The 23814-nt window shown below is 60.8% G+C and carries 20 protein-coding genes; 15 read left to right on the top strand and 5 right to left on the bottom strand.

What is annotated here, in order from left to right:
* Positions 1-31 precede the first annotated feature (31 nt).
* Together KUA11_RS14210 and KUA11_RS14205 are read right to left on the bottom strand one after the other, a co-directional pair.
* On the bottom strand, positions 32-931 hold the full coding sequence (locus KUA11_RS14210; RefSeq protein WP_217411404.1) for a 50S ribosomal protein L11 methyltransferase: 900 nt from the start codon (positions 929-931) through the stop codon (positions 32-34).
* A gap of 96 nt (positions 932-1027) precedes the next feature.
* A complete protein-coding gene (locus KUA11_RS14205; protein WP_217411402.1) occupies positions 1028-3325 on the bottom strand; it encodes an ATP-dependent helicase in 2298 nt (765 codons plus the stop codon).
* A gap of 105 nt (positions 3326-3430) precedes the next feature.
* On the opposite strand from KUA11_RS14205, the gene lipA reads away from it, so the two are divergent.
* Both lipA and KUA11_RS14195 read left to right on the top strand, forming a co-directional pair.
* The gene (gene lipA / locus KUA11_RS14200) at positions 3431-4420 is read left to right on the top strand and encodes a lipoyl synthase (RefSeq protein ID WP_217411400.1); all 990 of its coding nucleotides are present in this window, start codon (positions 3431-3433) and stop codon (positions 4418-4420) included.
* On the top strand, positions 4420-4926 hold the full coding sequence (locus tag KUA11_RS14195; protein WP_217411398.1) for a type II toxin-antitoxin system RatA family toxin: 507 nt from the start codon (positions 4420-4422) through the stop codon (positions 4924-4926). Before lipA ends, KUA11_RS14195 begins: the two co-directional genes overlap by 1 nt.
* 708 nt (positions 4927-5634) lie before the next feature.
* Here the strand turns inward: KUA11_RS14195 and KUA11_RS14190 are convergent.
* From KUA11_RS14190 to KUA11_RS14180, 3 genes are all read right to left on the bottom strand, one after another.
* A complete protein-coding gene (locus KUA11_RS14190) occupies positions 5635-7059 on the bottom strand; it encodes a cytochrome-c peroxidase (RefSeq protein WP_217411396.1) in 1425 nt (474 codons plus the stop codon).
* 117 nt (positions 7060-7176) lie between these two features.
* Entirely contained in the window at positions 7177-7914 is a 738-nt protein-coding gene (locus tag KUA11_RS14185) for a DNA-methyltransferase (protein ID WP_217411437.1), read from the bottom strand.
* A 125-nt stretch (positions 7915-8039) separates the two neighbouring features.
* A complete protein-coding gene (locus KUA11_RS14180; protein WP_217411394.1) occupies positions 8040-8717 on the bottom strand; it encodes a Tim44/TimA family putative adaptor protein in 678 nt (225 codons plus the stop codon).
* 147 nt (positions 8718-8864) lie between these two features.
* Between KUA11_RS14180 and KUA11_RS14175 the strand changes: the two genes are divergently transcribed.
* From KUA11_RS14175 to glpK, 13 genes are all read left to right on the top strand, one after another.
* Entirely contained in the window at positions 8865-9404 is a 540-nt protein-coding gene (locus KUA11_RS14175; RefSeq protein ID WP_217411392.1) for a histidine phosphatase family protein, read from the top strand.
* Positions 9405-9492: 88 nt separating this feature from the next.
* Positions 9493-9993, top strand: a complete 501-nt coding sequence (gene secB, locus KUA11_RS14170) for a protein-export chaperone SecB (protein WP_166316034.1) — start codon at positions 9493-9495, stop codon at positions 9991-9993.
* 69 nt (positions 9994-10062) lie between these two features.
* Entirely contained in the window at positions 10063-10473 is a 411-nt protein-coding gene (locus KUA11_RS14165; protein ID WP_254454949.1) for a hypothetical protein, read from the top strand.
* Between the two features lie 194 nt (positions 10474-10667).
* Complete coding sequence (locus KUA11_RS14160) at positions 10668-11246, top strand: sigma-70 family RNA polymerase sigma factor (protein WP_217411390.1); 579 nt, start codon at positions 10668-10670, stop codon at positions 11244-11246.
* A gap of 141 nt (positions 11247-11387) precedes the next feature.
* Positions 11388-11561 carry a NepR family anti-sigma factor gene (locus tag KUA11_RS14155; protein WP_217411388.1) on the top strand — a complete coding sequence of 58 codons (174 nt, stop codon included), beginning with the start codon at positions 11388-11390 and terminating at the stop codon, positions 11559-11561.
* Between the two features lie 147 nt (positions 11562-11708).
* Positions 11709-13508, top strand: a complete 1800-nt coding sequence (locus tag KUA11_RS14150) for a sensor histidine kinase (protein WP_217411386.1) — start codon at positions 11709-11711, stop codon at positions 13506-13508.
* Between the two features lie 51 nt (positions 13509-13559).
* Positions 13560-15281 carry a thiol reductant ABC exporter subunit CydD gene (gene cydD / locus KUA11_RS14145; RefSeq protein WP_217411384.1) on the top strand — a complete coding sequence of 574 codons (1722 nt, stop codon included), beginning with the start codon at positions 13560-13562 and terminating at the stop codon, positions 15279-15281.
* On the top strand, positions 15278-16972 hold the full coding sequence (gene cydC, locus KUA11_RS14140; protein WP_217411382.1) for a thiol reductant ABC exporter subunit CydC: 1695 nt from the start codon (positions 15278-15280) through the stop codon (positions 16970-16972). The genes cydD and cydC overlap by 4 nt, the downstream gene beginning before the upstream one ends.
* Positions 16973-17045: 73 nt before the next feature.
* Positions 17046-18902 (top strand): DNA helicase RecQ, encoded by a 1857-nt coding sequence (recQ, locus tag KUA11_RS14135; RefSeq protein WP_217411436.1) that lies wholly within the window; start codon positions 17046-17048, stop codon positions 18900-18902.
* Between the two features lie 29 nt (positions 18903-18931).
* On the top strand, positions 18932-19702 hold the full coding sequence (locus KUA11_RS14130; RefSeq protein ID WP_166316016.1) for a DeoR/GlpR family DNA-binding transcription regulator: 771 nt from the start codon (positions 18932-18934) through the stop codon (positions 19700-19702).
* A gap of 108 nt (positions 19703-19810) precedes the next feature.
* Positions 19811-21334, top strand: a complete 1524-nt coding sequence (gene glpD, locus KUA11_RS14125) for a glycerol-3-phosphate dehydrogenase (RefSeq protein ID WP_217411435.1) — start codon at positions 19811-19813, stop codon at positions 21332-21334.
* A gap of 38 nt (positions 21335-21372) precedes the next feature.
* On the top strand, positions 21373-22200 hold the full coding sequence (locus KUA11_RS14120) for an MIP/aquaporin family protein (protein WP_166316013.1): 828 nt from the start codon (positions 21373-21375) through the stop codon (positions 22198-22200).
* A 19-nt stretch (positions 22201-22219) separates the two neighbouring features.
* On the top strand, positions 22220-23710 hold the full coding sequence (gene glpK, locus KUA11_RS14115; protein ID WP_217411380.1) for a glycerol kinase GlpK: 1491 nt from the start codon (positions 22220-22222) through the stop codon (positions 23708-23710).
* Positions 23711-23814: the final 104 nt, after the last annotated feature.

Genomic DNA, 23814 nt, shown 5'->3' with positions numbered 1-23814 from the left:
CTTACGTGTCGCTGGAGCGGATAGGCGAAGATCAGAAAGGCTTGCGCAGCACCAACGTTGCCCAGTCCCCTTCACGCAGGCGACGTTCCATCACCAGCCCGCACCGCTGATGGGCGACCAGCACCATACGGACCTGTGTGTTCAGCAGTCCGGCAAGAATCACCGTGCCGCCGGGAGCAAGATGTGCCGCCAGATCCTTGGCCATCAGGCACAGCGGACGGGCGAGGATATTGGCGAACACCAGATCATACGGTGCGGCCTTGCGGATGGCGGGGGCGGACCAGCCGTTGCTGTAACGCGCATCGATCAGGCGGGACAGACCGTTGCGGGCTGCGTTCTCGCGGGTGATGCGCACCGACCAGGGATCGATGTCGGTGGCGAGCACCGGACGGTGCAGCAGGGTTGCCGCTGCCATGGCGAGGATGCCCGAACCGCAGCCCAGATCCAGAATACGCTGTGGCTTGCGGTGAGCCACGCCTTCCAGCGCCCGCAGGCAGCCACGTGTTGAGCCATGTTCCCCCGAGCCAAAGGCCATGCCCGCGTCCAGTGTCACGACAATGCGGCGTGTGGCTGGTGGTGCGTCCAGATGCGAGCCGCAAATTATGAAGCGCTTGCCCACTTCCTGTGCTGGGAAGGATTCATAGGTCCGCGCCAGCCAGCCTTCGGATTCCGTGTGCGAGCGTTCGAGCGGCACGGACACACCGCTTGTCAGTTCCGCCAGCGCAAGCGCCGTGGCCAATTCGGCTTCCGCATGACCGACGTCCTTGACGCCTTCGATCCGCCACATGCGTTCTTCTTCGTCGAATTCGAAGATGCCCACCGTCGTGCAGACCATGCTGATGGCGGATTCATAGGCTTCTACAGCCGCTTCCGGCACCACGACGGAAATGGTTTCAAGCTCGGTCGCGTGGCGGCGGCGGCTGATGGTCATGGCAGCTCTTTCTCTCCCGGCGGGTGTCGTATCCGGCGCGGACAGGGGCCGGGTGCGGCTTCCTATCAGGGGGAGGGGCGGGAGCGCCAGAGGCGATCAGTCCGCGACCGGCTGAAGATAGGACGACATCACGCGCTTGACGCCGGATTTCTCGAATGAGACTTCCGTTGCGCCGCGATCGGCTTCGATCACCACGCCATAGCCGAACTTCTGGTGAAAGACCCGCGTACCGACCTGAATCTGCGGCGTGCTGGCGGCCAGTTCTTCCTGCATCCGCTTGCGGCGCTTGGCCACCAAGGGCGACATGGAGCCGCTGATGTCATCGGAAAATACACTTGATGAGAATAGGCCTGAGTGATCGCGCCGCGCCTGTCGTGTGGCATTTTCGCCTTCACGCTCTACATGCTCGTCAGGCAGTTCGTCTAGGAACCGGCTGGGCATGGATTCCTGCCAGTTGGCGTAAATGCGGCGGCTGGACGCGTGCACGATCGTCAGTCGGTGGCGCGCGCGGGTGATGCCCACATAAGCCAGCCTGCGCTCCTCCTCCAGTCCCTTGTTGCCGCCTTCGTCCAGCGTGCGTTGGGAGGGGAACACGCCTTCTTCCCAACCGGGCAGGAACACGGTGTCGAACTCCAGTCCCTTTGCGCCATGGAGCGTCATGACGGAGACTTTCTGATCCTCGCTCGCGCCTTCTCCATCCATGACAAGTGAGACATGTTCGAGAAATTCGCCAAGAGTGGGGAAGTCGGCCAGAGCGCGGACCAGTTCGCGCAGGTTTTCCACCCGTCCGGGCGCGTCGGGCGCGGTGTCGTTGCGCCACATATCGAGATAGCCGCTTTCTTCCAGCAGCATCTCCACGGCAACGACATGGCCTTCCTTGGCCAGTGTGGCACGGGCATTTGCGAAGGCCGTCATCAGTTCGGCCTGTTTGTCGGCGGATTTTCCCTTGATCAGCTTTTCTTCAAGCATCTGAGCCAGCGTGGGGGCGAGAGGCTGTTGCCGTGTGCGTGCCTGCACATGCATCTTCTGGAGTGCCGCTGCTCCGACGCCCCGTTTGGGCACATTGACGATCCGTTCAAAGGCGAGGTCATCGGCCGGATTGACCAATGCGCGCATATAAGCGAGCGCATCGCGGATTTCGGCCCGTTCATAGAAGCGCAGACCACCGATGATTCGGTAAGGAATGCCGGTCTGCACCAGTCGCTCTTCGAACGCGCGGGTCTGGAAACCGGCGCGGACAAGGATGGCGATCTCACCCAAGGGATGACCTTCCGCCCGAAGGCGGTCGATCCGCACACAGACCTCACGGGCCTCCGCGTCCGAGTCCCATACGCCGACAATGTGGACCTTCTCGCCCTGTGCGTCTTCGCGTCCGGGGCGCAGGGTTTTGCCCAGTCGTCCATCGTTGTGGGAAATCAGCCCTGCGGCCGCTCCGAGAATATGCGCGGTAGAGCGATAGTTGCGCTCCAGCCGGACGATGGTGGCACCGGGGAAGTCCTGCTCGAAACGCAGGATATTCTCCACTTCCGCACCGCGCCAAGAGTAGATCGACTGATCGTCATCACCGACGCAGCAGATATTGGACACGTCACCGGGACGGCGGGCGAGCAGGCGCAGCCAGAGATACTGCACCGTGTTCGTGTCCTGATATTCATCCACCAGAATGTAGCGGAACATCCGGTGATACTGCTCCAGCACATCCGGGTGCTTGCGCAGGATTTCCACCATGTGAAGCATCAGATCACCGAAATCGCAGGCGTTGAGTTCGCGCAGCCGGGTCTGATAGGCGGCATAGATCGCTCGTGCATGACCGTCGGCGTAATCCACGTTTTCAGCGGGTGTAATTGCGTCTGGGGTCAGTCCGCGGTCTTTCCAGCGCTGGATGATGCCCATCAGTCCGGGCAACGGCCAGCGTTTCACATCCACACGCCAAGGTTCGATCACCTGTTTGAGCAGACGCAACTGGTCATCGGTGTCGAGAATGAGGAAGCCGCTGGTCAGCCCCACATGCTCCGCATGGCGGCGCAGCATCCGCGCGCACAGGGCATGGAACGTGCCCAACCACAGCCCTTCGGCGGGAGCGCCGAGGATGAACGAGATGCGCTCGCGCATTTCGCGTGCAGCTTTGTTGGTGAACGTGACAGCCAGAACCTGCCATGGCTTGGCGCGACCCGAGAGCAGGATATGGGCAAAGCGCGTGGTCAACACCCGTGTCTTGCCCGTGCCGGCACCCGCCAGAACGAGAAGCGGCCCTTCGGTCGTCTCGATGGCGGCAAGCTGTTCGGGATTGAGGCGTTCGAGATGGGAGGGTGTGGTCACGGTCTGTCTTTCCGGTGCTCCGGGGCGGAGCCACTCGTCGGTGCGTTCATTATGGTGTCGCGTTCCTGCTACCATGCACGGCATTTCCTGTCTCGCTCGCGCAGGCTTGCGGAGAGAGTGCTTGACGATCGGGGCGGCGCGTCACAGCTTCTGGGGACGATTTGCCGGGGCAGGGGACAGATGAGCGTTCGCGTTCTCATAGATCATCGCAAGACAACACCGGCGACGCGCCATCCGGAAAAGGCGCATCGCCCGGATAATCCGATTGCGCGCAAGCCGGACTGGATCCGTGTGAAGGCGCCCGGTCATCCGGTCTATCATGAGACGCGCAAGCTGATGCGCGACAACAAGCTCGTGACGGTGTGTGAGGAAGCGGCCTGCCCCAATATTGGGGAGTGCTGGTCCCAGCGCCATGCCACCATGATGATCATGGGCGAGATCTGCACCCGCGCCTGTTCGTTCTGCAACGTGACCACCGGTCTGCCCCATGCGCTCGATCAGGACGAACCGCAGCGTGTGGCGGACGCAGTGGCCAAGCTCGGCCTGCGTCATGTGGTCATTACCTCTGTGGACCGTGATGACCTCAAGGACGGCGGCGCGCGGCATTTTGCGGACGTCATCACGGCCATACGCCGGGCCTCCCCCGATACCACGGTCGAAGTGCTGACACCTGATTTCCTGCGCAAGCCCGGGGCGCTGGAGGTTGTTGTGGAAGCGCGGCCCGATGTGTTCAACCACAATATCGAGACCGTCCCGCGTCTCTATCCCATCATTCGTCCCGGCGCGCGCTACTATCAGTCGGTTCGGCTTCTGGACCGGGTGAAGCAGCTCGATGCGTCGATTTTCACCAAATCCGGTGTGATGCTGGGGCTAGGAGAGGAGAAAATGGAGGTTGCACAGGTGATGGACGATTTCCGCATAGCGGATATCGATTTTATCACCATGGGGCAGTATCTTCAGCCCACGGTCAAGCACGCGGCTGTCGCCCGGTTCGTGACGCCGGAAGAGTTCGAGGAGTATGCCGCAATGGCGCGTGCAAAAGGGTTCCTTCAGGTTAGCGCCACACCGCTTACGCGGTCGTCCTATCACGCGGACGCCGATTTTGCGGCGCTGCGGGAAGCGCGGGAGGCCCATTTGCGCATGAAGGCGGCAGCGGGCGAGGTGGCCTGATGCCGACCCATTCCGAACGGCGCGTTCTTCCTTATACACCGGAGCAGATTTTCGATCTTGTGGCGGATGTGGGCAATTACCCAAGGTTTTTGCCGTGGTGCACCAATGTTCGTGTGAAAATGAGCACGTCACAAGAACTGGTAGCGGATATGACGGTCGGGTTCGGCCCGTTTCGGGAGACATTTACATCTCGCGTCGCGCTAGATCGTCCAAATTCTATTCGTGTGACGTACGAAAAAGGCCCGTTCCGTTATCTCAATAACGTGTGGGCGTTTGCGCCTCATGAAAATGGCTGCGTTGTCGATTTCTTCGTGGATTTCGAGTTTCGCTCGCGCCTGCTCCAAAGCGCGATCGGGGTGGTGTTCAACGAGGCCGTTCGGCTGATGGTTTCGGCGTTTATCCGACGTGCGCGGGAGATATACGGGCCGCCGAAGACGGAGCGGGTGGCGGTCTCTTCTCCCGTTCAGGGCGTGGGAATGAGGGGTAGCGTTGCGGGGCGTAGTTGAGAGGGGTCTCTGACGCCTATGCCGATGTGCGGCCGTCAGGTTCAAGCGTGACAAAATAGGTTAGCGGTAATCGTCGGGTCTCTGCCCATAGCGACCACCGGGGCCGAGGGCACTTGGAACGTGCATTGGGCCGGTATTGGAATAACCGTAGTTATCTGCCCGATAACCTGATCGTTCATCTTGCCAATGGCGATGATGCCGGTGTGCGCAGCTCGACAGCAGAATGACGGCGAGAACAGCCAGTAATCTTGAAATATTACAGTGTGGCATGCTTGGTTCCCCGCAAGGATCGGGTGAAACGTTGTTAGCGTGTATAGTGTCCATACGATCCTGGTACCGTTGGTGCGCTATCTCCCGGCTCACGGCGTGGAGGCGGTGGCCCATAGCTTCCGGCGCTGCGTTGCGCGCGCCCATCGCGCCAGCCGTGATGAGGGTGGTGCTCACTACAGGCGATGAGTGAAAAGCTCAGGGCCGCAATCACACAGAGTCCCACATTACGTAGCCGCATATCCTTTGCTCCTTCGATGTTGTCCGAAGAAAGAGGCCTGCAAATCTCATGAAAACCAACGAAGGCTAAGGACAGGAGTTTCTGTGTAAGAAGATGACAAGATAAGACAGCTCATAGCTCATGAGTGGCGACAGTGTGCGCCGTAATGAAAAAGGGAGGCTTTAAGCCTCCCTTTTTCATCGTGTCCGATTGCTGGCTGATTACTGAGCCGTAGGTTTGACCTGATCCAGTGGCACACCATGATAGCGTCCTGTCTGGGCTTTCAGGAACGCGGTGATGGCCTCGACATCGGCATCCGAAATATCGCCTGCTGGCGTCTGATCTTTCGCCATCTTGCGCACGGCGTCTTCCAGTGTTTTCACGCTGCCATCGTGGAACCATGGACCGGTGAGAGCCACATTGCGCAGGGTCGGCACGAGGAAGCGCGAGCGATCCAGCGGGTCATGCGTGACGTTAAATCGTCCAGCATCCGCGTTGGTGAGAGGCGTTCCACGATCCTTGAAGTAATCATGCTCCAGTCCCATGACCTCCATCGCACCACCACCCATCGACGGGCCATTGTGGCAGCCTGAGCAGCCGATGCTCTTGAACAGGGCGTACCCGTGCTTTTCCTGATCCGTCAGGGCACTTTCATCTCCCTTGAGGTACAGATCGAAGCGGCTGTCCGGTGTGATGAGTGTTTTCTCATATTCCGCGATCGCGTCCGTGATGGTGTCCTTATCGACCGGCTGGTTCGGATAGACCGACGCGAACGCCGCCATCAGATCGTGTTCGCCGGCAAGACGCGCGGCAACCGAACCCCAATCGTGGGAACCCATTTCCACTGGATTCATGACGGGACCGGCCGCCTGTTCCGCCAATGTGGCGGCACGTCCATCCCAGAACTGCACGATGTTATAAACCGAGTTGTACACGGTCGGAACGTTGATCGGGCCTTTTTGCCCGTGGATACCGGTTGCTGTAACCAGATTGTCCACACCACCTTTGTCCAGCCCATGACAACTGGCACAGTTGAGTGTGCCATCGCCGGAGAGGCGATTGTCAAAGAACAGCTTGCGTCCCAGTTCGACCTTGTCCGCATTGACCGGCCAGCTTTCGGCGATGGGCTGAACAGGCTCGGCCGCAAAGCGGGCGGCAACACCCTTCACGGCGTAATGCGCGCGGCGTTCAGCGTCGATCCATGCCAGCACGGCGTTACGCTGGCTTTCCGAGAGGTGAGCGTGCCAGTGCATGAGCAGATACATCGTGGGCGGCATCCGGTTTTGGCGGATAACTTCTTCGATGCGTGAAAGCTGTTCTTCGCTTGGCGAATGGCCTTCCTGGAAGGCGGCGATCACCGGCTCCATACGGAAATGCCGCAAACCCTGTTCCAGGTCATGCTGCATGAGCTGATTGGCAACGGGCACGCGGAAGTAGAAGGGGAGGTTGGCGTCTTTGGTATGGCAGTAGTCACACCGGGCTTCCCGCAACACATCGAAGGCGGCATGAGCGACCGGATCTTTGAGAGTGGGAGAGGAGGCCGAAAGTTCGGGCGCTCCGGCATGATCGAAATGGGTCAGGTAGGCCACTGTTCCGCCGTAGACCACGACACCGGCTCCGATCAGCCCAAGGATGATCCGTTTCAAATGACTTCTCCGAAGCGCAGAATTAAAAACATGTCAGACCTGTAACATGACACCCATGCGATCTGTCAAAACGATTATCTTGATAAAAACGATGATTGATTTCGATCAAGTCGGCCGTCAGCCGTCGAGTTCACTTTTCAATCGTGCCCGCGCAATCGTGGCATAGGCGGGATCGATCTCGATACCGATCCCCTGCGCGCCCATACGTTGAGCGGCGACAAGGGTGGTTCCCGTGCCCATGAATGGGTCCAGCACACGGGGGTTCTCTCGTCCATGCAGGCGAATGCACAGTTCGGGAAGAGCAACGGGAAACGTGCCGGGATGATTGAACTTCTCGTCTCGGCCTCTGACAGTCTCGTAAGGCACGAACCAGGTGTCGCCGCGACAGCGTCTGTCCTGCGCGTGTCCGCGCCGGGCGATGTTGCTCTTGTCCTTGAACGGCACACCCGCTCCAAGTCGGTCCACTTTCACGTCTCCCGAGAGAGTAAGGTGAAAGAGGTGCTCGTGATTGCGGTTGATGTAGCGACCGCTGTTCACGGGTTTGAAATGGCCGAAAGAGTCGTCCTCCACGGCGATGGATTTCACCCAGGAAATGTGATTCTGCAGAACGAACAGTTCCCGCAGGCGCACGGCCAGTTCAAAGGGTAGCCATGGCTCGGTTGATGTTCCGGCAATGTTGAGGAAGAAGGAGGCATCGGAACGCATGACGCGGCGTACGCCCCGGGCGACGTCCATCATCCAGTCCAGATAGGCCTGTTCATCCAGCCGGTCTTCGTACGAACGATAACCCAGTCCGATGTTGTAGGGCGGGGAGGTGATGACGACATCCACGTTCTCAGGCGTCATTCGCTTCATGACCCGAAGACAGTCCCCGAGCACGACTTCCTGTTCACCGATCCTGTAGCGTCGTGTGCGCTTGAGCGGCGGTGAAGGAAGTTCATCAGACGCCTTGACTGGTGGTGCCGCCCGTCGAGGACGTTTCACGCACTCCGCGCCGCAGCGAGGCGCCACGTCGAGCCGGCAACGCCGAGAATACGCTCGAACGTCCACAGATCGGAGAATTCGGTTACGGATTCCGTCCCTGTCACCGGCCTACCTTCGGCATCGAGCGTCAGGCTGATCTGATCGGAAACGATGCGGGTGTCGATGGAGGCAATGGTTCCGGCTGCTCCATCTATGAGTCGGACATCTTCGATGGCAATGCTGTCGATGCCCCGGATTTCGCTGCGCTGCGTTTCGCCAGCACTTTCGCGGGCGGTGATGGCGCTCTCAAATGCATCGGCTGCCGCTGGGGTGAGACGTTCGCGCAACACGGCGCGGTTGCCGCTGGCATAGGCCGCCACGATCTGTCGGAAAGCTCCTTCCACCCCGACAAGGAATTGCTGGGGCGAAAAAGTGGAATCGCGCTGCGTGATGGAGGCCAGAACGGCGCCAACACGGGTGGCGGGAGTGGGGATGTCGAACCGGACAGATGGCGAGGACTCAGCCTGGGCATCGATCACCGGGCCGGGCGCTGATCGGGCACTGGGCGCAGGCATGGGAAGAGGCTGAAACCCCGCTTTCTTTCCCAGCACACTGCGCAGCCGCAGAGCGAGAAATGCCGCGATCAGAGCCAGAACGACGATATCGACCGGAAAGTGGCCGAAGGAACCATCCATGCTTTACCGTACCCACTATACTGGAAATTCATCGGACAGCCCCGGAAACTGCCCTTCCTGATATTCCGACAGGATAGGCTCCTGCCGGTCCGCGTGCAATGATCCTGCATCGCGGCTCAAAGGTTGGTCGCATGATCGGGAAAAAGCATGATCGTCCTGCGTCACTGTCAGTCCGAGTTCAATCGTCTGTTTACCGCCACACGACGCGATCCCGGCATTTCGGATCCTTCTCTTTCAGCGCATGGTCACGAGCAGGCTCAGGAACTGGTGGCACGCCTTCGGGGTGAGGACATTCGGCGCATTGTTGTGTCCCCTTATCGAAGGGCGTTGCAGACAGCCGCACCTTTGGCGCGGACGCTGGGGATCACGCCGATCGTGGAGCCGCTGGTGCGTGAGCGTGTGGCGTTTTCCTGCGACGAAGGGTCGTCGCCATCCCAACTGGCTCTTGAATGGCCCGATCTGGATTTTTCCGGTCTGAGCGAAGGCTGGTGGAGCGAGAGTCCAGAGCCGCAGCACGTGGTGGAAGACCGGGCGGCGCTTTTTCGGACTGCGATAGGGGCGTTGCCTCAGGCGCGACATACGCTCGTTGTGTCGCACTGGTGCTTCCTTCTCGCTCTTGTGGGGGAAAGCATGGAGAATGGCACATGGCGTAGGCTCGATGATCGTGTTCTGCATGGCATGGATTGAGGGCTCCGGTTGGCGAAGTGGGTCTCTCATGCTACCGCGGACACTCAGGGCGTTAGAGTGTCCCCAACCCGAAAGAACCGAGTAAATCATGTCCGACAGCACGACCCAGGCCGCTCCGCCGGCCCTGCCGCTTGCCATCAACCTGCAGTACACGAAGGATCTGTCTTTCGAGGTGCCCAATGGTCCGGAAATTTTCACGGCTCTGACGGCGGCTCCCCAGATTTCCGTCAATATCGATGTGCAGGCCAACCGCCTCCAGAACGATCAGCCGCATTATGAAGTGGCGTTGACGCTCAAGGCCGAGGCCAGCGAGGCTCCGGCGACCGAAGGCGGTCCTGCCGGTCGCAAGGTATTCATTGCCGAGTTGACCTATGCCGCCGTTGTTACGCTGAATGAGCCCCCGGCTGAACTGGTCGAGCCGCTGCTGCTGGTCGAAGTGCCGCGACTGATTTTCCCGTTCGCCCGCAACATCCTCGGCGACATCACGCGTGATGGCGGGTTCCCGCCGGTTGTTCTGCAGCCCATCGATTTCGTGGCGCTGTGGCAGGCCCGTCGTGCCGAGATGTCGCAGACCGTTGGCCACGCCTGATCTTGTGGGGATGGGGACGATAAGCGTCCCCATCTGTTTGCCGTATCAATGACTGAGGCAGATGGATCGATGGTTTCTTCGTCAGGCCGGTTTGGAAAAACACGGGGCAGTGTATCGAAGCGGGCAGGGGCCGCGGTCCGAACGGCCTGCTTTGTCGTTCCCTTTGCATTGGCCGCCTGTGCCCAGCAGCCTGCGGGAGTGACGGCGGCCAATCCGCCGGGGCGCATTCCACCGCAGGTTTTTCCACCGGGGACGGTGACGGAGTCCGCACCGCCAAGTGGCGTGAAGCTGGTCAACGATCCGTCTGCGCCGTTGACGACACCGCTGTGTGGCGCATCAGCGCAGGAAGCGAATGCGATGGGGCAGGCGCTCTATCCACAGCCTTCTCGTACGGGTGGCGACTGCACGCAGAATGCGTGTTTCGACCCGGCTACCCAGACTTATATTGCCTCTGACAACACACGGCGTGTCTGCCGGTAAACGACTGCCGTCTGAGTGCGATAAAAAGGCCCCGCTCCATTCAGGTGAGCATGGGCCTTTTTTTGTTTGTGGTGCCCTACGGAATGCGGGAAGAGAAACGAAGACGCTCACGTTTTCGTGAATGAAAAAGGCATCGGTCATGCAACCCCGGCGGTCTCCCATTCATTGGATGAGGCAAAAGAGGGGAAAAAATCATGGCTGATATCTTTCAGAACCAGCTCATCGACATCCTGCCCAAGCTGCGTGTGCAAGCACTGGCACTGACCCGTAACCGCACGCGGGCAGAAGATCTTGTGCAGGATGCGGTCTGCAACGCGCTCAAGGCGCGCGACAGCTTTATCCCCGGAACAAATTTCGCAGCCTGGATGCACCGCATCCTTCGGAACCGTTTTATTTCGGATCTGCGTCGCCACCGTGCCACGACAGACATCGACACTCTTCCAGGCGATCTCCTTGCCACCAAGCCCGATCATGAAGACCGTCTCGCGATCAAGGATCTGGCCCATGGACTGGCCCAGTTGCCGAGTGATCAGCGCGAAGCGCTCGTGCTCGTTGTCCTGCAAGGTATGAGTTATCAAGAGCTTGCCGAAGTAAGTGGGTGCGCTGTGGGAACGGCCAAGAGCCGCGTATTCCGTGCGCGGCGCCAGTTGCAGGCATGGATGATGGGCGAACTGCCTGAGGACGACCGTCTGCGTGAAGAGGCGGCAGCCCTGCGCCGTCGTCTGGAGCGGACAGGTGCCCGCAAGAGTGAGGGAGTTGGGAAGGGAGTGTGACTCCTTTCCCTTTCCGGCATTTCTTTCGCGTCATGGATGATGCGAGAGAAATGCACAGTTGCGCCGGGGTGTGATATGAGTAGCCACTGTTTCCCGGCATCGCGCCCGGAAGTCCATGAACGTCTGCCGGGATGGTTGTCGATGTCGGCCAGAAACCGCAAATCGGGTTCAAAAGGAAAGAAGGACCGGCAAGAGGACGACGCATTCGACATCTGGTTGCGCAGAGGACTGCACCAGCTTTTCGACGATGTGGCCAATGAGCCGATTCCCGAGGATCTTCTGAAACTACTGGAAGATGGCGACGACGACACCTGACGTCGATGATGTTGCCTCTTTCATCCACGGGACGTGTGCAGGTGAGAGCCGCGTCCCGCGCGTTTTACTGTCCATGCGCCCGGATTCTTTCGTGTGCTGTCGGGACGCGTGCTCGGTATTTTGCTGGTGAGGCGGAGCCCTGAGGGAATGAAGTCCTGGACGCCGATTGCCCGTTTGCGTTCATCGGGAACGGAGCATCTGCTCGACTCCGTGCGTAGTCGGATGCTCGGTGTCATCCTCGGTTCGGTTCTTCCGATCGCGGCGTTGGGCACAGTGCTGATCTGGCAGGATTACGAGCGCCTTGCGGACAGTGGGAATCGCCGGGTGGCGGCAGCATTCTGGCAAATTGACAGCCGCATCACCCAAGATATCGAACGCACGCGAAACATGCTGCGGACGATCGATCAGACAACGGTGGATATGGAATCGGTATGGCGATTCCTCCGGCTTGCGCAGTCTGCCAGTGGCATGCGGTACTGCCTTCTCGCCATGGTGGACGGAGAAGGTCGGATACGCGACAGCCAGCCTGATCCTTTTCCGTCTGCCGAAGCGTGTCCGGGCGCGATGCGCGATCTCCATATCACGGAGGCGCCCGAGAACAGTTTCTGGACAGAGCGTGGGCGCCCCTATCTTCGTGTCGTGATGCCCGCGCGTCATCTCGATCTGCAAGGACGACCGACCTATTTTGTCGCTGTCGAGCCGGTTGACTGGCACTTTCCTTCCCTTGCGGGCAACCCGTCGCTCGGAGACCGGAATAGCTCGGTATTCGACAATGTGTCTGCGTGGTTCGTTCTGGCGGACGGACAATCCCAACCCTTGTGTTCCGGCTGCGAGTGGCCGGAACCCCAAGCCGATCTCGTTGCACAACTGGCACAACAGAGTCGGGCACATGACGGAATTCCGGTGTGGGAATCGCGCGATCAACTATCCTATGCGTTTGGTCCGACGGCGGGCATCGTCAACCTTCTCGTGATTGCCCGTAGGCTCCCTGCTGAAACAAGAGCGCTTCAGATGTTGGGAGGGTGGATCGCGCTCGTCAGCGTTCTGCTGATGGCAGGATTGCTCGGTGTGATGATTGTGGGGCGGAGACTAGTCACCCGTCCATTGCATCAACTCACGGACGCGGTTCGCACGTGGGAAAAAACTGAATATTTCGATGCGGCTATCGGTGCGGGCATGCCTCGCGAGTTTCGCCAGCTTTCATGGACTTTTGGGACAGCGACGCGCCGTTTGGCCCGTCGCGAAACGGAATTGCGTCATGCACTGGAACGTCAGCGCGCGCTGATCGCGGAAATCCATCACCGTGTGAAAAACAATCTCCAGATCGTGGGGTCGTTGCTTAGCCTGCAGGGCAATCGCTCCGGCAAGGACGATGTGCGGAGCGCGCTGTTGCGCGCGCGCGAACGCGTCCGGACGCTGGCGATCCTGCAACGCCATCTTTATGTCGAAGGCGATCTCGAAAATCTCAACATGGCCGAATTTCTCCCCGAAATGGGGGAGCAGATGATGCAGTCTGCCGACGATGACGTGCGCGCGCGCGTGACGCTTGAGCTTGATGTGGAGCCGGTGATTCTCTCGCCCGGTGTTGCTACGCCCATCGTGCTGATCGTCTCCGAACTGGTCACCAATGCGCTGGCGCATGCTTTCCCCGATGGCCGCTATGGCTCGATCAGGGTTTCCCTTGCTCGGGAAGAAGATCGCCTGCGGCTAGAGGTGGCAGATGACGGGATAGGTCTGGGAGAGGAGAGCGGAGGAGTCGGACTTGGTCTTCAGCTCGTTCGTGGATTTGCCCGTCAGTTGTCCGGGCAATTGGCCATGGAAGAAGGAGAGGGCAGCCGCTGGGTGATTACGTGCCCTATGGGCGAGGAAAAAGAGCCTTCCGGAGACGGATATGCGCCCGAAACAGCAGCGTCCGGCAGTTCTCCCTTGTCCCGCGTGGGACACTGAGCGCGGACTTGCCCACTGTTTCCCGTCCTGACTGTCAGGTATAGGGGCGGCATGAGTGAGAGCAAGGCGGCAATCAAAGCTTGGACTGGTGCGCAGCGGCGTATGGGCCTGCGTTCGGCCCGCCCTTCCATCCTGATCGGGTTGGCAACAGGACTGATCGGGGCGTTTCAGATGTGGTGCATCGCCAGTCTGCTTGGCCCGGTGCTGAGCGGTCTAATCGGGCAGGCGCCTCAGAGCGCGCCTTCGGCCTGGCCGCTGGTCGGTTTCGCGGTGGCCGCCTGCGTGCGGATTGTTCTTGGAATTGTCGGGGAGACCGCGAGCGCGCGAGCGGGGCGCGTGGCCCGCAGCCGTCTGCGTCGTGAAGTGTTGACGACCTTTGTCGGTAACGGCCCAGCCATTCTGCGTCACGCCCATAGTGGCGCGCTTGCTGCTCTCGTGGTGGACCGGATCGAATCTCTGGACGGTTATTTTACCCGTTGGGCACCCGCCTCCGTGCTGTGGATTGCCGTTCCGTTCTGTCTATTGCTTGTTACTTTGTGTGTGCAGCCTCATGCAGCCCTGATTTTGGGTATTTGCGGGGCTGCGGTGCCCTTCGCGCAGGCTGCGTTCGGGATCGGGGCAGCTGTGGCGTCCCGTAATCAGTTTCTTGCCATGACCCGCCTTCAGGCGCGGTTTCTGGACCGTGTGCGGGGCATTGCCACCATCGTGCTCTCGGGGCGCACGGAAGACGAGGCGATACGTCTTCAGGTAGCCGCGGACGAGTTGCGGCAGCGTACGATGAAAATTCTGCGCGTGGCGTTTCTTTCATCGGCTTCCATCGACTGCGCCATGGTTGTGGCATTGATCCTGATCGCGCTGACGGATGGACGTCACGCTGCGCTCATGGCGCAGGGCGGCGACACGGCTGCGTTCCGTAACCTCGTCACGGACAGTCTTTTTGCGTTGCTCATCGTGCCGGAGTTCTTCGCGCCTCTCCGCTCGCTTGCGCTGGCGTATCAGGATCGCGCGCTCGTGCAGGGCGCTGCGGAAGATGTGCTAGCTCTTCCCGAGGCACCGCAGCCGGCGCAAGGGCAGACCGTCCGCTCGGTGGAAGCGCATGGCATAACCATCGCGTTCGAAAATGTGTCCTTCACATGGGATGAAGCCCGTGGCCCCGCGCTGGATCACGTCTCCTTCGTGGCGCCTGCGGGAGAGACGCTCATCCTTGCTGGGCCTTCCGGCTCGGGCAAGTCCACGATCATGGAACTGCTGCTGGGCTTCGTGAAGCCGGAGTCCGGTCGCATCACCTTCAATGGCGCGGACATGCAGACCATCGTGCCGGACGCACTCTCGCGCATGATTTCGTGGATCGGCCAGAAACCGGTGCTGTTTGCCGGTTCGCTGCGTGAGAACATTCTCTTTGCCCGACCGGACGCAACAGAGGAAGAACTCGCGGCAGCTGTACACGCAGCGGCCGTGGACCGCTTTCTCGACGTGTTGCCCGATGGGCTGGAAACCATGATCGGAGAAGGGGGTTTCGGTCTCTCAGGCGGCCAGGCCCAGCGCATCGCCATCGCGCGCGCCTATCTCCGCAACGCCCCCATTCTGCTGCTGGATGAGCCGACAGCGCATCTCGACCCCACGACAGAAGCCGACGTGTTTGAAAGCCTGATCCGTCTCACACTCCGACGCACCGTGATCCTCGCAAGCCACTCCACCGCCGTGCACATGTTCCATGGGCGTCGTGTGGATCTTTCGCATGGGCATGTCAGCGTCTGTCAGGAGAGCGCATGAGTTCGTCCCTGTCGCGTCGCCCCGATCAGGAAAAGGCGGATCGCGCCGCCCTGATGCGCATCATCAAGGTGTGGAAGCCTCATGCGGGACGTCTGATCGTTGGACTGGTCCTGTCGCTGCTGGCGGTCATTGCCGGACTGGCCCTCATGAGTGGGGCGGGTCTGCGTTTCGCGGGAACCGTGATCGGCGTGACGGTGGTAACGACGCTGGCCCTGCGCGTTTTCGGCGTCAGCCGTATCGTGCTGCGTTATGCCGAGCGGTTGTATGCCCATGACGCGATGTTCCGGGCACTCGCGACACTGCGTGTGTGGTTTTTCCGCTCTCTGGCGAAAGGTGCGGCGGCGGGGCTCGGCTTTCGTCGGGCGGGCGATCTGCTCTCGCGTCTCGTCAATGACGTGGAGACGCTGGACGGGCTTTATCTTCGGCTTCTGCTGCCTCTGGCGGGAGCAATTCTCACATTTCCTGTCCTTGTGGTGGCGTTGTCGCGAGCCAACGCTCTGCTGGCCGTCCTGATCGGTTGTCTCTTCGCCATTTCAGCTCTTTTCGTGCCGCTGGCCGCAGCCCGTCTCAGTCGTCGCGAGGGCGCAGCCTTGGCCCATGCACAGGCTGCTTTGCGTGTGAGTGTGCTCGATCTGGTGAGTGGCATGCGCGAAATTCGCGTTTTCGGTGCCGGGCCGCGCATGCTGGACCGGGTCAGCCTTGCCAATGACCGGCTGCTTGCCCGCCAGAAACATCAGTCGCGCCGGCTCGCACTGGTGGGTGGGGTTTCGCAGCTCTGCACGCAGACAGCCGTTCTTCTGTTGCTGGCCGCTATTGCCGGTATCGGTTTCGATCGCATCGCGCCGGTCACGGGCGTGGGGCTGCTGTTCCTGACGCTCACGGCGTTCGAGGGGGCGGGAAGCCTTGCGCGCGCAGGCATGCTGGCGGGCAACATGGGAGCGGCCGCCCAGCGTGTGGTCGCTGTGGCGGATGAGCATCCGGTGCCGCACCAATCGGTTCCGGCTGCCACCACCATGCCTCAGACCTTCGATGTCCTCTACGATCATGTCGGCTTCCGCTGGCGGGAGGATCGCCCTTGGGTCTACGAGGATTTCTCGCTCGATATTCCCGTAGGCTCGCGTGTGGCGTTGCTTGGTCCTTCGGGAGCGGGCAAATCCACGCTGGCCGCTCTTCTGCTCAAAGCGGTTTACCCCCAGAAGGGGCGTATTCTGCTAGGAGGGGTGGATATTGCGGCACTCCCCGATGAGTGGGTGCGCAGACATGTCGCTTGGCTCTCGCAGGCGACTCATCTGTTCGATGACACCATCCGCAACAATCTTCTTCTCGGTACGCCGGAGGCGAGTGAAGAGGCATTGTGGACGGCTCTGGATGAGGCGGCCATAGGCGATTTCGTCCGCACGCTGCCCGACGGACTCAATACGTGGCTGGGCGAGGGCGGCGTGAAGGTATCAGGCGGTCAGGGACGCCGCATCGCGTTGGCTCGCACGCTGCTTTCAGACGCGCCCATACTGGTTCTCGATGAACCCGCGACGGGGCTCGATGCGCAGACGGAGCAGGATTTCTTCCTCACTCTCAACCGCGTGGCCACAGGTCGTACGGTCATTCTGATCGCGCATCGCCTGACAGGTGTGGAGCATCTTGATCGGGTGTGGCGCATTGCGGGTGGAGTTGCGACTGCCGCCACGGCATGATGCGGTGATGCTGGAAGACGATCCTCCGTTCTCTCCTGAGGACGAGCCACCTCCGTTTGAACCGCCCGATGAGATGTTCCCGTCCGCAGCCGATAGCGAGCGGGATCGTTTCGTGGGACTCAGTCCGACAGAGGTTCTCGTGCGCGTCTTCGGCTTTCCGGCGTTTCGGGGGCTTCAGGAACAGGCAGTCGAGCGCGTCATGGCGGGGGAGGACACGCTTGTTCTCATGCCCACCGGTGGCGGCAAGAGCGTGTGCTATCAGGTTCCGGCCCTGTGTCGTGCCGGAATGGGACTGGTCGTCTCCCCGCTGATCGCGCTGATGGACGATCAGGTGGCGGCGTTGCGCCAGCTTGGCATCAATGCTGCCGCGCTTCATTCCGAACTGGATGGAGATGAGGCCAGTCGTATTCGCAGCGATCTGTTTGCGGGACGGATCGACCTGCTCTATGTCTCGCCTGAACGGCTGCTGTCTCCCGGCACGCTGGATCGTCTCTCCCGTCAGACCATTTCGGTCATCGCCATTGATGAAGCGCACTGCATCTCGGCGTGGGGACATGAGTTCCGTCCGGAATATCGCGCGCTTCAGACCCTGCCGCAGCATTTCCCGGACGTCCCTCGCATAGCGCTCACGGCCACGGCGGATCCGCGCACGCGCGACGATATCCTTACGGCTCTCGCCATGCCGGAAGCTCGTGTGCTTTCGGCCAGTTTTCATCGCCCCAATCTGATGATCTCGGCTCGTCCCAAGGGCGGCGAGATGAAGCAGCTTGTGCAGGTGCTGGATCGGCATCGTGACGATGCCTCCATCGTGTATTGCGGTTCTCGTGCCCGGACGGAACGCATCGCGGCGTCTTTGCGCGAGAAAGGCTATCCCGCCTGCGCCTTTCACGCCGGGCTTGCGCCAATGGAGAAGCGCGCGGCCCTTCATCGCTTCCGTTCGGGCGAACCGATCGTAATGGTGGCGACCATCGCCTTCGGGATGGGGATCGACCGGCCCGATGTGCGGGCTGTGGTGCATCTGGACATGCCAGCCTCACCCGAGGCGTATTATCAGCAGATCGGCCGCGCGGGCCGCGATGGCCTGCCCGCCGATGTTCTGCTGCTCTATGGCGGCGAGGACATGAGCCGCGCGCGGTACTGGTTGGACCAGTCCAACGCGCCGGAGAGTGAAAAACGGGTCATGCGTTCGCGGCTGGAGGCAATGATCGCCTTTACTGAAAGCACGTCATGCCGCACGCGCGCTCTGCTGGCGTGCTTCGGGGAGACGATGCGTGAGCCGTGCGGTCATTGCGACAACTGTCTCCAGCCGGTGCCGACGTTCGACGGCACCGAAGCGGCGCGCAAGGTGCTCTCGGCGGTCTATCGCACAGGTCAGCGCTACGGAATGGTTCATGTCATCTCGGTGTTGCGGGCAAAACTGTCCGACAATATCGCGCGTGCGGGGCATGATCGGTTGTCCGTGTGGGGGATTGGCAAGGATCACAGCGAGAACTTCTGGCGAAGCGTCATGCGTCAGCTCATTGCGCGGGGCGCGCTCATGCCCGGCAACGAGCACGGGGGGCTTCGTCTGAATGGCGATGTAGCGCGTCCGATCCTGCGTAATGAGGAGAAAGTGGAGCTGCGCGAGGACGCGATGGCCGCCGAGAAAGAAACGCGCTCGGGCGGTCAGGGCGATTCGATTGTGGATCAACTGACAGATGAGGCGCGCGAGCGCTTTCTTGCCCTCAAGAAATGGCGGCTGGCGGAGGCGCGGGAGCAGGAAATCCCGCCCTATGTCATTTTCCATGACGCCACTTTGCGCGACATCGCGCTCGAATGTCCCAACACACTCGATCAGTTGGGCGATGTGCGTGGCGTGGGCGGCTCCAAGCTCACACGTTACGGGGATGCAGTTCTGGAAGTGCTGGCCGACATCGGGGCTGCCCGGTGACGGGAGGCGCGGATGTTTCACGCACGCAGATGCGTCATCAGGCGATCATAGCTGCGGTCCGCAAGCAGGGTTATGCGTCGCATGAAGAACTGGCACGGCACTTCGATGTCGCCGTGCAGACCATTCGGCGCGATATTCGCATACTGGACGCGGCGGGGGATGTGGTGCGTCACCATGGCGGTGCCAGCGCACCGTCTTCCGTCGAAAACATTGCCTATTCCCAGAGACAGATTCATACCCGGCGTGAAAAGGAAGCCATCGGCGCCAGCGCGGCGCGGGCGGTGCCGGATGGTGCGTCGCTGTTCATCAACATAGGGACTACGACCGAGGCGTTTGCGCGGGCGTTGAGCGGACACCGAGGGCTTCAGGTCATCACCAACAACCTGCATGTGGCCTCCCTTCTGGCCGGTGGCGCGGATTGCCGTGTGGTGGTGACGGGCGGCACCGTGCGAATGCGGGACGGCGGCATTCTGGGGCCGGACTCGCTGGAAATGCTGGCGCGGTATCGCGCCGATTACGGCGTGATCGGCATCAGCGGCATCGATGGGGACGGCACGCTTCTGGACTACGATCAGGAGGAAATTCGTGCCTCCGAGTTGATCCGCGCCAATTCGCGCAAGGTGTTTCTGCTGGCCGATCACACAAAGTTTGGCAGACGACCATTGGTGCGGGCAGGCAGCATCGTGGGCGTGGATGTGTTTTTCACGGATCGCAGACCGCCTGAGCCGATCTGCGATCTGCTGGCCGAGCATGGGGTGGAACTGGTGATTGCGGACATGAATGTTCGGAAACGAACATAATGTGGTCAGCGTGCCATAATTTTCCGGCAGGTATCTTGGTGTTGCCAAGAGCCATGATGTTCGGATACGAAAACAGACATGACATTCCACGAACGTGAGACGGAACCGATGAACACGGCAGCTTCAGGCGACACTTCCACCGTATATGACCTGCTGATCGTCGGCGGCGGTGTGAACGGCACCGGCATTGCCCGCGATGCGGCGGGGCGCGGCGCGTCCGTGCTGCTGGTGGAGCAGGACGATCTGGCCAGCTACACCTCATCGTCGAGCACCAAGCTGATCCATGGCGGTCTGCGCTATCTTGAATATTACGAGTTCCGCCTTGTGCGGGAGGCATTGATCGAGCGTGACCGCCTGCTGGCGATTGCGCCGCACATCATGTGGCCGCTGCGCTTTGTGCTGCCCCACACGCCCGAGCAGCGTCCGGCATGGATGATCCGGCTGGGCCTGTTTCTCTACGATCATCTCGCGCCGAACATGAAGCTGCCGAAGTCGCGCGGGATCGACCTGCGCACGCATTCGGCGGGCAAGCCGCTGCAGGACCGCTACGACAAGGGGTTCGTCTATTCCGATGGCTGGGTGCAGGACAGCCGCCTTGTGGTGCTCAATGCCATGGACGCCTCTCAGCGTGGGGCGGAGATCCGCACGCGCACCCGCCTCACGGCTGCCCGCCGTGTGAACGGTGTGTGGGAGGCCCAGATCGAGGATATGGTGAGCGGCGGGACCAGCACCGTGCGGGCCAAGGGCGTTGTGAACGCCGCCGGTCCGTGGGTGGCAAAGCTGCTGGCCAATCAGCTCGATCTGCCGAACTCCAAGTCCGTCCGTCTGGTGAAGGGCAGCCATATCGTGGTGCCGCAGATCTTTGACGGCCCGCAGTGCTACATTTTCCAGAACCCGGACAAGCGCATCGTCTTTGCCATTCCCTATGAGCAGAAGTTCACGCTCATCGGCACTACAGATGTGACATGGAAGGAAGAGCCGGGTCTGGTCGAGATTTCGCCCGAAGAGGTGAAATATCTCTGTGAGAGCGTAAACCGTTATTTCAACAAGGAAGTGAAGCCGTCCGATGCCGTGTGGAGCTACGCTGGCCTGCGTCCGCTCTATGACGATGCTGCCGCCAACGCCTCTGCCGTGACACGCGATTACGTGCTGGATCTGGACAATACGGACGGCGCTCCGCTTCTGTCGATCTTCGGTGGCAAGATCACGACATTCCGCAAGCTGGCCGAGCACGCGCTTGAGAAGCTTGCGCCTGTGTTGCCGGCCGTGGCGGGTCATTCCTGGACGGCGGATGCCGCTCTTCCAGGTGGCGATCTGGGGTCGGGAGGCTTTGAGGCGGCGCTGAACCGTTTCCGCGCGACCGCGCCTTTCCTGCCGCTTCAGCTTGCGTGGCGTCTGATGCGGATGTACGGCACCCGGGCTTACGATATTGTGGGTAATGCAAAGGAGCTTGCCGATCTAGGAGAAGATCTGGGTGCGGGCATGACCACCGCCGAGGTGGACTACCTCATCGAGAACGAATGGGCGCGCGCGCCGGAAGACGTACTGTGGCGTCGCTCAAAAATCGGTCTGCATATGACACAAGCGGAGCGTGATCGCCTCGCGGAGTATGTGCATAAGAAAGTCGGCTGACCGACCGACATAACCAACGGGTAAGAGCAAGAAAAACAATGACAGCCCGAAACCGGTTTATTGGCGAATTGATCGCCGAGTGCATTGCGGTCTTCATCATCGTCCTGCTGGGCGATTCCGTGGCCGCGATGTACGCACTCTATGACCCAAGCCCCTACAAGAACGCCTATTGGGGCGTGTGCATCGTCTGGGGGCTTGGTGTCACACTCGCCATTCACATCACGGGAGCCGTCTCCGGCACACATGCCAATCCGGCGGTGACGCTGGCTCTGGCCATCTATCGCGGCTTTTCGTGGAAGAAAGTGGCTCCCTACATGGCAGCACAGATCGCAGGTGGCGTTATTGGCGCATCCGCGGTCTATGCGCTGTTCCAGCCGGTGATCCTGCACTATGCGGCAGCGCATGGCATGGATTTCTGGAACGATGGTGCGGCAGCGGGCGTTTTCTTCACTCATCCCGGTGAATATGTGACGCCTCTGCACTCGCTGCTCGTGCAGACCATCCTGACGGGTCTGCTGGTGTTCGGCATCTTTGCCATTACGTGCGAGTACAACACGATGGCCCCGCAGGCGAACGGTGGCGCGTTGATTATTGGTCTGCTGGTCGCAGCCATCGGCGCGTCCGCGGGTTATCTCGATGCGTGGGCCATCAATCCGGCGCGCGATTTCGGTCCGCGTCTGTTCTGTTTTCTGACCGGGTGGGGACCGTCTGCGATCCCGTCTCCGGGCAATTACTGGTGGGTGCCCATCGTCGGGCCGCTTGCGGGCGGCGTGATCGGCGCGGGGCTTTACCAGTATCTCCTGCGGCCCTTCATGCCGCGTGCCGCCGTGGCGGACATTCCCGTCACACATCCTTCATCCGTCTGACCGCCAGGAGCGCGCCGTCATGATCAAACAGGATCGTATCCTGGCCATCGACCAGGGCACCACGTCCACTCGCAGCATCGTCTTCGATGTCAATGGACGCGAGCTTTCCGTCGCCCGTCAGGAGTTCCCTCAGTATTACCCCAATCAGGGCTGGGTCGAGCACGATCCTGAGGATATCTGGCGTGACGCGCTTAGCACGGCGCAGGAAGCTGTGGAGCGGTCGGGTGGTGTGGACCGGATCGCGGCCATCGGCATCACCAACCAGCGTGAGACCATCGTGGTGTGGGATCGCGCCACGGGCAAGCCGATCCACAGCGCCATTGTCTGGCAGGATCGCCGCACGGCCAAACTGTGCGCGGAACTAAAAGAGCAGGGGCATGAAAAGTTGGTGACAGAGCGCACCGGCCTTCTGCTCGACCCGTATTTCTCGGCCACCAAATTGGCGTGGATTCTCGACAATGTGGAGGGTGCGCGGGTCCGTGCGGAGAAAGGGGAACTGGCGTTCGGCACGATCGACAGCTTTTTGCTGTGGCGTCTGACGGGCGGTGCGGTTCATGCAACGGATGTGACCAACGCCTGCCGCACGCTGCTGTTCGATATTCATCGTCAACAATGGGATGACGATCTGCTCAAGCTGTTCCGCGTTCCGGCAGCACTTTTGCCGGAAGTGAAGGACAGCAGCGGTGTGTTCGGTGAGTCCACGCCAGATCTGTTCGGTCGTCCGGTTCCGATCGCAGGTATTGCTGGAGACCAGCAGGCGGCCGTTGTGGGCCAGACCTGTTTCAAGCCGGGCACGGCGAAGGCGACCTATGGCACAGGGTGCTTCGTGCTGCTTAATACGGGCGAGAAGCCGGTCGTGTCCCGTAACCGGATGCTGACCACGATTGCGTATCGTGTGAAGGGCAAGACGGCCTACGCGCTGGAAGGTTCGATTTTTGTGGCGGGTGCGGCCATCAAATGGCTGCGCGATGGGCTGCACCTCATCACTCATGCGTCCCAGACGGACGATATGGCGACGCGTATTCCCAACAGTCACGGTGTCTATATGGTACCGGGTTTCGTGGGGCTGGGCGCTCCGCATTGGGAGCCGGATGTGCGCGGCTTGATCTGCGGTCTGACACTGGATGCGACCGAAGCGCATATTGCGCGTGCCGCACTGGAATCGGTGGCGTATCAGACGATGGATCTTGTGGCCGCCATGACGCAGGACGGCGGCGGTACGACCAGCACGTTGCGCGTGGATGGCGGCATGTCGGCCAATGACTGGTTCTGCCAGTTCCTTGCCGACATGCTTCAGGCGCGCGTGGAGCGGCCTCGTCAGATCGAGACGACTGCGCTCGGAGCCTCTTTCCTTGCCGGTGTGGGCGTGGGGCTGTGGAACAGTCTCGATGATGTCGCGGCAGACTGGGAACTGGGTGCTCTGTTCGAGCCGAAGATGGATCTGACGGAGCGCCGGACGATGATCGATGGCTGGCATCTGGCTGTGCGCCGGGCGCTTGTGAAGGCATAAATCGTTCGAAGAGACTGGAAAACCCCGACATGTCGCTGGATATGTCGGGTTTTTTTATGTTCTACGTTCGGTCGTTATTGAGTGCCGCGAGATGAAGCCGCTTT

It is taken from the genome of Acetobacter estunensis (assembly GCF_019083805.1).
GTDB classification, from domain to species: Bacteria; Pseudomonadota; Alphaproteobacteria; order Acetobacterales; family Acetobacteraceae; genus Acetobacter; species Acetobacter estunensis_A.
This window is presented reverse-complemented; position numbering and strand designations above follow the sequence as displayed.

What these genes read in the sequence shown, in the direction of transcription:
- KUA11_RS14210 (WP_217411404.1), bottom strand. Translation starts at nt 931, where the DNA reads ATGACCATCAGCCGCCGCCGCCACGCGACCGAGCTTGAAACCATTTCC.
- KUA11_RS14205 (WP_217411402.1), bottom strand. Translation starts at nt 3,325, where the DNA reads ATGGTAGCAGGAACGCGACACCATAATGAACGCACCGACGAGTGGCTC.
- lipA (WP_217411400.1), top strand. Translation starts at nt 3,431, where the DNA reads ATGAGCGTTCGCGTTCTCATAGATCATCGCAAGACAACACCGGCGACG.
- KUA11_RS14195 (WP_217411398.1), top strand. Translation starts at nt 4,420, where the DNA reads ATGCCGACCCATTCCGAACGGCGCGTTCTTCCTTATACACCGGAGCAG.
- KUA11_RS14185 (WP_217411437.1), bottom strand. Translation starts at nt 7,914, where the DNA reads ATGAAGCGAATGACGCCTGAGAACGTGGATGTCGTCATCACCTCCCCG.
- KUA11_RS14180 (WP_217411394.1), bottom strand. Translation starts at nt 8,717, where the DNA reads ATGGATGGTTCCTTCGGCCACTTTCCGGTCGATATCGTCGTTCTGGCT.
- KUA11_RS14175 (WP_217411392.1), top strand. Translation starts at nt 8,865, where the DNA reads ATGATCGTCCTGCGTCACTGTCAGTCCGAGTTCAATCGTCTGTTTACC.
- secB (WP_166316034.1), top strand. Translation starts at nt 9,493, where the DNA reads ATGTCCGACAGCACGACCCAGGCCGCTCCGCCGGCCCTGCCGCTTGCC.
- KUA11_RS14165 (WP_254454949.1), top strand. Translation starts at nt 10,063, where the DNA reads ATGGTTTCTTCGTCAGGCCGGTTTGGAAAAACACGGGGCAGTGTATCG.
- KUA11_RS14160 (WP_217411390.1), top strand. Translation starts at nt 10,668, where the DNA reads ATGGCTGATATCTTTCAGAACCAGCTCATCGACATCCTGCCCAAGCTG.
- KUA11_RS14155 (WP_217411388.1), top strand. Translation starts at nt 11,388, where the DNA reads ATGTCGGCCAGAAACCGCAAATCGGGTTCAAAAGGAAAGAAGGACCGG.
- KUA11_RS14150 (WP_217411386.1), top strand. Translation starts at nt 11,709, where the DNA reads ATGAAGTCCTGGACGCCGATTGCCCGTTTGCGTTCATCGGGAACGGAG.
- cydD (WP_217411384.1), top strand. Translation starts at nt 13,560, where the DNA reads ATGAGTGAGAGCAAGGCGGCAATCAAAGCTTGGACTGGTGCGCAGCGG.
- cydC (WP_217411382.1), top strand. Translation starts at nt 15,278, where the DNA reads ATGAGTTCGTCCCTGTCGCGTCGCCCCGATCAGGAAAAGGCGGATCGC.
- recQ (WP_217411436.1), top strand. Translation starts at nt 17,046, where the DNA reads ATGTTCCCGTCCGCAGCCGATAGCGAGCGGGATCGTTTCGTGGGACTC.
- KUA11_RS14130 (WP_166316016.1), top strand. Translation starts at nt 18,932, where the DNA reads ATGCGTCATCAGGCGATCATAGCTGCGGTCCGCAAGCAGGGTTATGCG.
- glpD (WP_217411435.1), top strand. Translation starts at nt 19,811, where the DNA reads ATGAACACGGCAGCTTCAGGCGACACTTCCACCGTATATGACCTGCTG.
- KUA11_RS14120 (WP_166316013.1), top strand. Translation starts at nt 21,373, where the DNA reads ATGACAGCCCGAAACCGGTTTATTGGCGAATTGATCGCCGAGTGCATT.
- glpK (WP_217411380.1), top strand. Translation starts at nt 22,220, where the DNA reads ATGATCAAACAGGATCGTATCCTGGCCATCGACCAGGGCACCACGTCC.